Here is a 7,343-nt window from a genome sequence, read left to right as displayed (position 1 = left end):
GTCATAGGCTGCAGCCACCGCGCCCGCAGCGCTTTGCGCTGTGCGGTCCGAATCCATCACCGCATAGCGCAGCCGGAATCCGAAAAGGCTGCTGTGGCGCCCCTCGAACGCCAGCATCCCGCCGGCCTGCAGCTCATCGAAAACATCGCCCGCATCAATCGACAGACCGCCACCTGCCTGCCCCAGCTCGGTTGTGCCCTCTACCGATGGCGCCAGCACAAAGGGCGTCAGCTGCCAGCGCCACGCTCCCTGTGCCCGGGCCTCTCCCGCCGTGCCGGCCGCAGCCAGGCAGCTGCCCGCAAGCACAAGGGCAGCGGCGTTCGCACATCTGCGGGTCGCAGTTTTCCCTGGCATGGCCTCTCTCCGCTCCTGCCCGCACACAGCAGCTCCGTGGCCGGACACCGGCGCACGGCCCGCAACCTTCGGGCAGCGTTTACGAAATCATCGTGGGGGAACCACAATTTAGCGCGCTCACCCCATCAAATCAAATTTTCACGAAAGAGTGATTAACAGAACATTCCCGCTGCAGCGTGCGCCGCCTCTGGACGCCGGGCCGTACATTCCCTATATAAACCGTCGGAATATCAGACCGGAATCCTCATGACCAACCCTTCCGAACCGCTTGAAGGCGCACCGCTAATCGCGCCCTCCTCCGTCAGCCACCCGCTGTACGAGGCCGTGACCGACGCCTGCCGCTCCGTCTATGACCCGGAAATCCCGGTGAACATCTACGAGCTGGGCCTGATCTACACGATCGACATCAACGACGAGAACGACGTCAAAATCATCATGACCCTGACCGCACCGGGCTGCCCGGTCGCGGGCGAGATGCCGGGCTGGCTCGTCGACGCCATCTCGCCGGTGCCGGGGGTGAAAACTGTTGACGTCGAACTCACCTGGGAGCCGCCCTGGGGCATGGAGATGATGTCCGACGAGGCCCGCCTGGAACTGGGCTTCATGTAAGCCCGCATACCCTGTGCCCGGATCCGGCCCCTGCATCTGCGGGGGTGATCCAGCCCCCGTTCAACCGGATACCTAAGCGGTTTCGGTTTTGGCTCTAATGAACTCGCGGGGCGAGCGCCATTTCAAGCCGGAATGCGGATGGTTTTCGGTATAGTCTTCGATCCGTTTTCCTATCAATGACAGAACAGTTTCAGCGTTAGGCAGTGGATTGACCCGGACGCAGTCTCGCTTCAGCGTTTTCACAAAAGCTTCTGACATGCCGTCGGACTGCGGGCTGGCGGCCGGTGTGAAGCAGGGCTTCAAGCCGAGCTGGCGGGCAAAGATGCGGGTGCCCTTCGCCGTGTAAGCGCTGCCGTTGTCGGAGAGCACCTCGATCACCTCGGGCGCGCGGTATGTGCCCAAGCGTTTCTCGACAGCCTCCAGCAGCATGTCACGCACATCCGAGCCGCGGATCCCGGCATTTGCCACGGCGCGCCAGGAGATGATCTCGCGGCCATGGGCATCGATCAGGAAGGCTGCCCGGATGACATTGCCATTCCAGCAGGTGAATTCCACCCCATCGCTGCACCAGCGCAAGTTCGAGCGCATCATCACGGCCTTGCCGTCATGGGGGCGCTCGGGCCGGTCGAACCCGGATCGCTGCAACAGAAGGTTGTTGTTTTTCATGATGCGATCGACGCGCTTGCGGTTCACAGGCGCGAGCCCTGCGGTCCTGAGTTCCCGGTTCAGAACCGCCGTAATCCGGCGGCAGCTATAGGTCGGGCGCTTTGCCACCAGCCGTTCGATATGCGGCGTCGCGCTCCCACTCAGCCGTTTGTGCAGGTTCGAGCGGGACACGCCCAAAGTTTCAGTGACGGCTTTCATGGCAAATCGTCCCGTTTCAGCGACTGCGCAAGCAAGGCCGGTTTTTTTAACCGTGACTTGTCGAGCGCTTCCTTCAGGATCTCGACTTCAAGCGTTTTGCGCCCGAGCTGGCGTTCGAGCTCCCGGATGCGAGCCTCCATCTCCCGCACCGTCTTGTTGACCCCTCTCGGCAGATTTGGCTTTACCAAATCGCCTGCCGGTCAGCGGGTGACACTGTCATCTCCTGTCACGGCGGCACTGCCCCCTTCAAGCATCAGTTTGCGCCAACGATACTGCAGATTGGGCGCCACGCCATTGCGCCGCGCAACGGCGGAAATGCTCTCGCCGCCATACAAGGTCTCTTCCACGATCCGCAGCTTATCAGCCGCAGACCAGCGCCGCGACGGCGGCCGCCGTCGGTGATGATTTCAATCTCAGACGCATGTGCTTAAGGTTATCCTTAAGCCTCCAGGCTCAGGCCGAGGTGTCCGGTCGAAAAGGGGGCCAGTTCAGGGGGTCTTTTCATTTTCTGGCCCGCGGGCCTAAGGTGCGGCAGCCCTAGACCTGGAGCCCCCCATGCGCCATGCCCTGCTGTCCGCAGCCCTGCTGCTGCTTCCCGCCCCCGGCACTGCGGACCCTCCGGCCCTCAGCTACGGCCCGCGCCCGGCCTATCTGATCAGCCAACTGCCCGAAGGTGCGCTCAAGGACAGGCTGCAGACCTGCGCAGGCCAGACCCCGGCGCGCACGGATTTCTCCATCGGCCACCGCGGCGCGCCGCTGATGTTCCCCGAACACACCGCCGAAGGATACCAGGCCGCCGCCGCCATGGGCGCGGGCATTCTGGAATGCGACGTCACCTTCACCCGCGACCTGGAACTGGTCTGCCGCCATGCGCAGAACGACCTGCACCGAACCACGGATATCCTGACCTCTCCGCTCGCGGACCGCTGCATTAAACCGTTTACCCCGGCGGCAGGCGCCTCCCCCGCCAGCGCCGAATGCCGCAGCTCCGAGCTGACCCTGGAAGAATTTCGCAGCCTGCGCCCGAAAATGGACAGCGCCAACCCCTTTGCCGCCACCCCGCAGGACTATCAAGGCGGCCTCCCCTCCTGGCGCAGCACGCTTTACTCCGGCAACGCCCGAACCCTGACCCATGCGGACTCAATCGCTCTGTTCCGGGACCTCGGCGTCAAATTCATGCCCGAGCTGAAGGCCCCCGCGGTCCCGATGCCCTTCAACGGCTTCACGCAGGTGGATTTTGCACAAAAACTGATCGATGACTACAAAACCGCCGGCATCCCGCCCGCCGACGTCTGGGTGCAAAGCTTCAGCCTGGACGATATCCTCTACTGGATCGAACACGAACCGGAATTCGGCCGCCAAGCGGTGCTGCTCGACGCCAGTTACCGGCACGAGGGGTTCGATCACACCGACCCGGCCACCTTCCCCTATGACTTCTCGGAGTTGCACGCGCAGGGCGTCAACTACTTGGCTCCGCCTCTGTGGATGCTGGTGACCGTGCAGGGCGGCCGCATTGTCCCTTCCGCCTATGCCATTGCCGCCAAATCCGCCGGGCTCAGGCTGATCACCTGGACGCTGGAACGCTCCGGCCCGCTGCAAGGTGGCGAATGGTACTTTCAGTCACTCGCAGATCTCTCCCCCGGCGATGGCATGTATTACCAATTGCTGGACCTTCTGGCACAGGACGCAGGCGTCAAAGGCGTTTTCTCCGACTGGCCTGCCACCGTCACCTACTATGCAAATTGCATGGGGCTGTGACACCATCAGCCCGCGAAAGGCGGCAGCGCAGGTTTCAGGCCGCTCCGGCCATAAAAATCCGCATACAGAATGCATGTTACCTGCCTGTCTGGACATTTGCGGGGTTGAGCCGCGGTAGCACCGGCCCTAGATAGGGATTAAGTGTAAGGAGAAACCCATGTTCGGCATTCCCGGCAAGCAGGCTGTCACCATGACGCCCAAAGCGGCAACGCAGATCGCCAGGCTGATGGCCAAGGACGGCCACGCGGGCCTGCGCATCGGCGTCAAGAAAGGCGGCTGTGCAGGCATGGAATACACCATGGAGTATGTCAACGAGCCCTCCGCCAACGACGAGGTGGTGGAGCAGGACGGCGCCCGCATCCTGATCGCGCCGATGGCGCAGATGTTCCTGTTCGGCACTGAGATCGACTATGAGGTTACGCTGCTGGAAAGCGGTTTCAAGTTCAACAACCCCAACGTCGCGGACGCATGCGGCTGCGGCGAGTCGATCAGCTTCAAGGAACTGCCCGGCGCCTGATCCGGCGCACCAGGAAAGAATGCACCGAGCGGGGCATTCCCCGTCCTTTTTGCTGCCTGCCCTCTTCCGGCCAAAGCTTTCAAGCGAATTGCACCGCTCTGCAGCCAGTGCTACCAGTCACGCCCAAACAGGACACTCGGAGGCATATCCCCATGCGACGGAAACTGGCAGCAGGCAATTGGAAAATGAACGGCACCGGCGCAAGCCTCACGGAACTGGCAGCCCTGGCCGAAAACCATGCGAACCCGGCCGCGGACATCCTGATCTGCCCGCCCGCAAGCCTGTTGTCGCGCGCTGCGGACACCGCCCAGGGCAGCGCCGTCGCCATCGGCGGCCAGGATTGCCACGCTAATGCTGCGGGCGCCCATACCGGCGATCTTTCAGCTGCCATGCTCCAGGACGCAGGCGCCTCCGCCGTGATCCTCGGCCACTCCGAACGCCGCGCCGATCACGGCGAAACTGACGCTCAAATCTGCGCCAAAGCCGAAGCCGCCCTCGCAGAAGGCCTGACCGCTGTGATCTGCATCGGTGAAACCCTGTCCGAGCGCGAAGGCGGCGACACGCTGAAGGTGGTTGGCACTCAGCTTGCAGGTTCCGTCCCGGCCTCTGCCACCGGCGAAAACACTGTTGTGGCATACGAACCGGTCTGGGCCATCGGCACCGGCAAGGTGCCGACGCTGGAGCAAATTGCCGAAGTGCACAACTTCCTGCGCGCCGAACTCACCACCCGTTTCGGGGTGAAGACCGCAGAGGCCGTCCGCCTGCTCTACGGCGGCTCGGTCAAGCCATCAAACGCAGGCGAAATCTTCGCCGTCTCCAACGTCGACGGCGCGCTTGTGGGCGGTGCCAGCCTGAAGGCCGCGGATTTTTCCCCGATCATCACCGCTCTGGAAACCCCCTGAGCCAAGAAAATTCGAATTTTCCTGGCAAAATTCTTCCAAGAATTTTGCCAAGAACGCAAAACGGCGCCCGAACAACCGGGCGCCGTTTTCTTTTCTGCAAAGCCTTACTTTGTTATGATCTCCGGCCCCATCACGGCGTTTGGCAAAACGGTGGACAGCCAGGGGATATAGGTGATCATGATCAGGAAAACGAAGAGCACCGCCAGGAAGGGCAGAGCTGCGCGCACCACCCCCATCATCGGCATCCCCGCCACACCCGAGGTCACAAACAGGTTCAGGCCAACCGGCGGGGTAATCATCCCGATTTCCATATTCACCACCATGATGATGCCGAGGTGGATGGGATCAATGCCCAGCTCGACCGCAATCGGGAACACCAGCGGCGCGACGATCACCAACAGGCCCGAAGGCTCCATGAACTGGCCGCCGATCAGCAGGATCACGTTCACAATCACCAGGAACATCACCGGGCCAAAGCCTGCCGACAGCATCGCACTGGCAATCTGCTGCGGCACCTGCTCGTCGGTCAGAACATGCTTCAGGATCAGCGCATTGGCGATCACGAACAGCAGAGTTACCGTCAGTTTGCCCGCCTCGAACAGCGTATGTTTGGTGTCGCTGTGCAGGAAGGCAGTCAGCAGCGCATAGGGTTTCTTCAACAGCGGCGTCTTCGCCTCGCCCTCGCCATTCGCCAGAGGCCCCATGTCCTTGTAGACAAAGCTCGCGATGAAGAAAGCATAGACAGCCGCCACTGCTGCCGCCTCGGTCGGGGTGAAGATACCGCCATAGATACCGCCCAGGATAATCACGATCAAGAACAGGCCCCAGCCCGCGTCCCGCGCTGACTCAAAGATCTCGCCCCAGCCGTTCCACTCGCCCTTGGGCAGGTTCTTGACCTTGGCCATCACATAGATGGTGACCATCAGCATCAGACCCGCCATCAGGCCCGGAATGACACCGGCCAGGAACATCCGGCCGACCGAGACTTCAACGGCGGCGGCATAGACCACCATCACAATCGACGGCGGGATCAGGATGCCCAGCGTGCCTGCATTACAGATCACGCCCGCCGCGAACTCCTTGGAATAGCCCACCTGCCGCATGCCTGCGATCACGATGGAGCCGATGGCCACCACGGTTGCAGGCGAGGAGCCGGAAAGTGCGGCAAACAGCATGCAGGCAAACACACCCGCGATCGCCAGCCCGCCCGGCAGATGGCCGACGCAGGCGATTGAGAAGCGGATGATCCGCCGCGCCACGCCGCCGGTGGTCATGAACGACGAGGCCAGAATGAAGAACGGGATCGCCAGCAGCGTGAAATGCCCTTCAAAGGCTTCAAACAGCGTGCCCGCAACCGACGCCAGCGAACTGTCGGAATAGATCAGCAGAAAAATCGTCGAGCTGAGGCCCAGCGACACCGCAATCGGCACCCCGATCAGCAGCAGGCCAATCACCATCGCAAAGAGAATTACCACTTCCATCAGTCATGCTCCCCGCGCTGCGCCCGCACGGCGTCCAGCTCATCTTCCACTTCATGGCTGGCGACCAGCCGGTCCACGTCACCGCGGGCAATCTGCAGCGCCGCCTGAATGAAACGGAACACCAAAAGCAGCATCGACACCGGCAGCACCACATAAGGCACCACCTTCGGCAGCTTCTCATACGCCTCGCCGTAGTTGATCAGGTCTTCCAGAAACTTGAAGACTGCCACCATCGGCACGTCCTGCACCTCATAAAAGCTCTGGCTGCGCGCCTTCATGTCAAACCCGGTCGGGAACCAGCGCCCTGAGGTCGGCGGCAGGTCGGCAAACACCGCCCAATAGTCATAAGCGCCCTTCAGCAGCAGCAAGGAGAACACGATGCAGCAGGCGGCAGCGAACAGTCCCACCACCTTGCGCGTTCCCGGTGCCAGCATGTTGACAATGGCGTCAACGCCCAGATGCGCATGGGCCTTCACCGCATAGGACGCGCCCAGCAGAACTAGCCAGGCAAACAGGAACACCGTCAGCTCCAGCGCCCATAGAATGTTGGAATTGAACACAAACCGCGCGATCACATTGGCAAAAGTAATTGCCGTCATCAGCCCCAGCAGGAGCGCGATCAGAGTTTCTTCGAGTGAGTTGATAAGCCCGCTCGGGCCGGTTCCGGACCCCGCCATGGCTGCCTCCCAAATTTTGCGGAAAGGGGTGCAGGCGGCGGATCCCCATGCCGCCTGCGGTCAGGAGGCCCCGATACGGGCCTCCCAGAAAAAGCCTGCCTTAGAGGCCTGCGTTGATGGCTTGCGCCGCGTCGATCTTCTCCTGGCCGACGTCGCCTGCGAATTTCTCCCAGACCGGCTT

6 protein-coding genes and 2 pseudogenes are annotated in these 7,343 nt (G+C 62.0%); 4 read left to right on the top strand and 4 right to left on the bottom strand.

Features of this window, described 5'->3' with window-relative positions:
- A pseudogene (locus A2I95_RS24075) lies at nucleotides 1–354 on the bottom strand (hypothetical protein); the annotation flags it as partial.
- 246 nt (nucleotides 355–600) lie between these two features.
- Between A2I95_RS24075 and A2I95_RS24070 the strand changes: the two are divergent.
- A complete protein-coding gene (locus A2I95_RS24070; RefSeq protein WP_027258516.1) occupies nucleotides 601–963 on the top strand; it encodes an SUF system Fe-S cluster assembly protein in 363 nt (120 codons plus the stop codon).
- A 72-nt stretch (nucleotides 964–1,035) separates the two neighbouring features.
- On the opposite strand, the pseudogene A2I95_RS24065 reads toward A2I95_RS24070, so the two are convergent.
- Nucleotides 1,036–2,239, bottom strand: a pseudogene (locus A2I95_RS24065) (IS3 family transposase).
- A 143-nt stretch (nucleotides 2,240–2,382) separates the two neighbouring features.
- Here A2I95_RS24065 and A2I95_RS24060 point away from each other — a divergent pair.
- The 3 genes from A2I95_RS24060 (at nucleotide 2,383) to tpiA (ending at nucleotide 5,004) form a co-directional block, all read left to right on the top strand.
- Entirely contained in the window at nucleotides 2,383–3,585 is a 1,203-nt protein-coding gene (locus A2I95_RS24060; protein WP_291733913.1) for a glycerophosphodiester phosphodiesterase family protein, read from the top strand.
- A gap of 157 nt (nucleotides 3,586–3,742) precedes the next feature.
- Nucleotides 3,743–4,102, top strand: coding sequence for an iron-sulfur cluster assembly accessory protein (locus A2I95_RS24055; RefSeq protein WP_291733911.1), 360 nt, complete (start codon nucleotides 3,743–3,745; stop codon nucleotides 4,100–4,102).
- Nucleotides 4,103–4,254: 152 nt separating this feature from the next.
- On the top strand, nucleotides 4,255–5,004 hold the full coding sequence (gene tpiA, locus A2I95_RS24050) for a triose-phosphate isomerase (RefSeq protein WP_027258512.1): 750 nt from the start codon (nucleotides 4,255–4,257) through the stop codon (nucleotides 5,002–5,004).
- A 104-nt stretch (nucleotides 5,005–5,108) separates the two neighbouring features.
- On the opposite strand, the gene A2I95_RS24045 is transcribed toward tpiA, so the two are convergent.
- A complete protein-coding gene (locus A2I95_RS24045) occupies nucleotides 5,109–6,485 on the bottom strand; it encodes a TRAP transporter large permease (protein WP_027258511.1) in 1,377 nt (458 codons plus the stop codon).
- Nucleotides 6,485–7,162 (bottom strand): TRAP transporter small permease, encoded by a 678-nt coding sequence (locus A2I95_RS24040; protein ID WP_027258510.1) that lies wholly within the window; start codon nucleotides 7,160–7,162, stop codon nucleotides 6,485–6,487. The genes A2I95_RS24045 and A2I95_RS24040 overlap by 1 nt, the downstream gene beginning before the upstream one ends.
- Between the last annotated feature and the right edge of the window lie 181 nt (nucleotides 7,163–7,343).

The organism is Leisingera sp. F5, from assembly GCF_001593695.1.
The sequence above is the reverse complement of the archived record's forward strand: the minus strand, read 5'-3'. Positions and strand labels throughout refer to the sequence as shown.

Excerpts from the sequence above, each read along its gene's own strand:
- A2I95_RS24070 (WP_027258516.1), top strand. The coding sequence starts at position 601 with ATGACCAACCCTTCCGAACCGCTTGAAGGCGCACCGCTAATCGCGCCC.
- A2I95_RS24060 (WP_291733913.1), top strand. The coding sequence starts at position 2,383 with ATGCGCCATGCCCTGCTGTCCGCAGCCCTGCTGCTGCTTCCCGCCCCC.
- A2I95_RS24055 (WP_291733911.1), top strand. The coding sequence starts at position 3,743 with ATGTTCGGCATTCCCGGCAAGCAGGCTGTCACCATGACGCCCAAAGCG.
- tpiA (WP_027258512.1), top strand. The coding sequence starts at position 4,255 with ATGCGACGGAAACTGGCAGCAGGCAATTGGAAAATGAACGGCACCGGC.
- A2I95_RS24045 (WP_027258511.1), bottom strand. The coding sequence starts at position 6,485 with ATGGAAGTGGTAATTCTCTTTGCGATGGTGATTGGCCTGCTGCTGATC.
- A2I95_RS24040 (WP_027258510.1), bottom strand. The coding sequence starts at position 7,162 with ATGGCGGGGTCCGGAACCGGCCCGAGCGGGCTTATCAACTCACTCGAA.